Raw genomic sequence first — 2,539 nt, 5'->3', positions numbered from 1 at the left:
GGTAGCGAGCAAGCGCTGGAGGTGGGCGTCCTGTTTGACAAGGGCCGGAGAAGCGCAGACTGCCTGGTCGCTATGACTGGCGGGCGAGGAGGCACAGTCGACAGCGGCAGCCGGTGCCGCAAGGGTCAGGCCAGCCAGTGCCAACAGGGTTGTGCAGCAGGTGCGCATCATTGCTCATTGCCGAAAAGGGGCATGGGATATCGACATATCGGCCGGCTTGGTGCGGGCTTGAGCGCCCGGCCGTCAAGCGAGAGTGGCATAGCCTAAAGCAGTGGTCCCCTCGGCCGATACGCTCCTGTTGGCAAGACCGCTTATCAAGAGGGGCTCCAAAGGACATGGGCATCTATCGCCAGGGAAAGAAGGTGCAGCACCGCTACACGGGCGAGCTCGCTGGCATCAGCTGGGCGGCATTCGAGCACCTCTTCGCCGAGCACGATCGGCCGTGATGCCGTTTCCGCTGGCCCGCCGGGCCGTCGCGCGCGCGCGCCAACATGCCGCGTCGGATTTCGCCCCCATGATCATTGCTGGCGGCATCGTCGCCGCTGCCCTGGTAGTCGCCATGGCGACCATGGCACTACAGGACGTTCCGGAATCTGCCAGTCGCCTGGCAAGGGAAGCCCATTCCGTAGCCACGCCCCAGCTTTCAAACGACGTTGCAGCGACCGTTGCAACACTCGCCGCCGGCACTGTCCAGGCCCAGGCACTCAACACATACAAAGCCATGCGCCTTCCTGACTCTCGGCGACCCGTGGATCATGAAGCCGCACGCGCCGCCCTCAGCAACCTGCCCGGCGTAGGCACCACCACGTGGATCGACAGCCAGAACCTGCTGGTGCTGGTGAGCGGGCACGAGTTGCGCACCAATCGCATGATCGACGACGTCTGCATGGCCCTCGACCCGCTCGGCGACACCCTGGGCGTGGTGGTGAATGTGCAGGACGTGATGGCGAAGTCGTCGGAAGGCGCGGACGTGCTTTCGCGCAACTGCAAGCTCCAGGGAGACGAGCGGGCGATGTTCCAGGCAAAGCGGCAAGTTAATGCGCTGGATCCGGCGCTGCGGGCGGTCCTGAAGGCGCAGCAGTAGATTACAGCCAACGCGCTACTTGCTTACCCCGGGATTGACCGTCAAGCTTCCATGATCAATCGGGGGGCAGCTTATGTCATACGACCTGTACGTCTATCTTGCCCGCAGCAAAATGCCCAAGCCAGAGAAATGGCGATCGGTGATGAAAGACGAGGAGCTTCCGGGCGAGCTCGATACCGACTTCGACGTCGACACCATGACAGGGTTCCTGCCCTGCCCCGTTGGCGACGAACTCGCGGGCTTCGAGTACTACTCGTTCGAGACCGAGCCCGAAGACGCAGCGGAACTGAAACTACCGCCGGAACTCAACTTCACCGTGCAGTTTTCAGTGGGCTCGCGACCGCTTGAACTGATAGCGGCGCTATCGGCCGCGAGCGCACTGGCTTTTATCACCGGTGGCCGGCTTGAAGATCCCCAAAGCGAGGAGATCGTCGAAGGTGAAGATGCGATTGCCTGGGTGAAGATGCAGTTGGCTTCACTGGAAGGGTAATTCGAACCTAATCGCCCGCCACTGCCAACGACTTCCTGGGTCGAATACCGCCACGCGCAAGGCCGGCGACAAGTGTCTCCTCTATTCCATCCCACGCGCCCACCGCCGCCCACGCCTTGTGCCGCTTGTAGCAGGTAAGGCCGGACACGCCGGAGATGCCCTGCGGAAGAGAGTTCCAGGCAATCCCGCGGGTGATCACATAAGCGATGCCTTCCATCACCACCCGGTCGCCGTGGCCCTTGGGGCCGCGCCTGGTCGTTCTGCGGTCAACCGGAACCAACGGCTCGAGTTCCGCCCACAGACGGTCGTTGATGAGTTGCAACATGCGTCCATACCCCCTGGCCGGCCGCGAATTCTATAAGGGCCGACCCCCACTCTATGCGCGTTTCTTTACAACCAGAGACATGCCCGGACGGCGATGCATTTGAATTTGCCGAATTCCCGTAGCCAGCCGAAATCCGTGGCAGTTGCCGCCGCACCCGCCCTCTAACCTTCCAGACGCACCAACACAGCATCGGCATCGACGAAGTCGCCTGCCTTCGCGGCAACACTTTCGACCTTGCCATCGCGCGGCGACCGGAGGGTAATCTCCATCTTCATCGCCTCCATCACCAGCAACTCGGCGCCTTCGGTAACGCCGTCGCCCATGGCGGTCTTCACCAACACCACGCGCCCAGGCATCGGCGCGAGGATCTGGTTCCCGCCCTTGGTGTCATCGGGCGCCCACTCGAACGGCGGTACCAGGGTGAACCCGTAGCGGTTGCCTTGTGCATCGTGCACGGTCACGTCCGGGGCATCCACCGCCAGCGGTATGCGCAGGGCCTGCCCATCCAACCGGAACGACAACACGCCGCCCGATAATCTTGCCCCTTCCACGACGCCTGTTCGCTCTCCCTCGTGCAGGCGATATTCCCCGCCATGTCCGTGGACCCGGATGTCGAATCGCTCCGCGCCCATGCCAGCGC

At 63.0% G+C, this 2,539-nt stretch carries 4 protein-coding genes; 2 read left to right on the top strand and 2 right to left on the bottom strand.

Going from position 1 to position 2,539, the window contains the following annotated elements; genetic code table 11:
- The first annotated feature begins 514 nt into the window (after positions 1 to 514).
- Both VK519_RS04030 and VK519_RS04025 read left to right on the top strand, forming a co-directional pair.
- On the top strand, positions 515 to 1,084 hold the full coding sequence (locus VK519_RS04030) for a hypothetical protein (protein ID WP_324347854.1): 570 nt from the start codon (positions 515 to 517) through the stop codon (positions 1,082 to 1,084).
- A 73-nt stretch (positions 1,085 to 1,157) separates the two neighbouring features.
- Entirely contained in the window at positions 1,158 to 1,574 is a 417-nt protein-coding gene (locus VK519_RS04025) for a hypothetical protein (RefSeq protein WP_324347853.1), read from the top strand.
- Positions 1,575 to 1,581: 7 nt separating this feature from the next.
- Here VK519_RS04025 and VK519_RS04020 read toward each other — a convergent pair whose 3' ends face one another.
- Both VK519_RS04020 and VK519_RS04015 read right to left on the bottom strand, forming a co-directional pair.
- Positions 1,582 to 1,899 (bottom strand): transposase, encoded by a 318-nt coding sequence (locus VK519_RS04020; protein ID WP_324347852.1) that lies wholly within the window; start codon positions 1,897 to 1,899, stop codon positions 1,582 to 1,584.
- 161 nt (positions 1,900 to 2,060) lie between these two features.
- Positions 2,061 to 2,539, bottom strand: a 479-nt coding sequence (locus tag VK519_RS04015) for an acyl-CoA carboxylase biotin carboxyl carrier protein subunit (RefSeq protein WP_324347851.1), incomplete at its 5' end; no start/stop codon positions are given.

It is taken from the genome of Pinirhizobacter sp., assembly GCF_035317885.1.
Lineage (GTDB): Bacteria > Pseudomonadota > Gammaproteobacteria > Xanthomonadales > Rhodanobacteraceae > Pinirhizobacter.
Note: the sequence above shows the minus strand (reverse complement) of the source record. Positions and strands in the feature narration are given on the sequence as shown.

What these genes read in the sequence shown, in the direction of transcription:
- VK519_RS04030 (WP_324347854.1), top strand. Translation starts at nt 515, where the DNA reads ATGATCATTGCTGGCGGCATCGTCGCCGCTGCCCTGGTAGTCGCCATG.
- VK519_RS04025 (WP_324347853.1), top strand. Translation starts at nt 1,158, where the DNA reads ATGTCATACGACCTGTACGTCTATCTTGCCCGCAGCAAAATGCCCAAG.
- VK519_RS04020 (WP_324347852.1), bottom strand. Translation starts at nt 1,899, where the DNA reads ATGTTGCAACTCATCAACGACCGTCTGTGGGCGGAACTCGAGCCGTTG.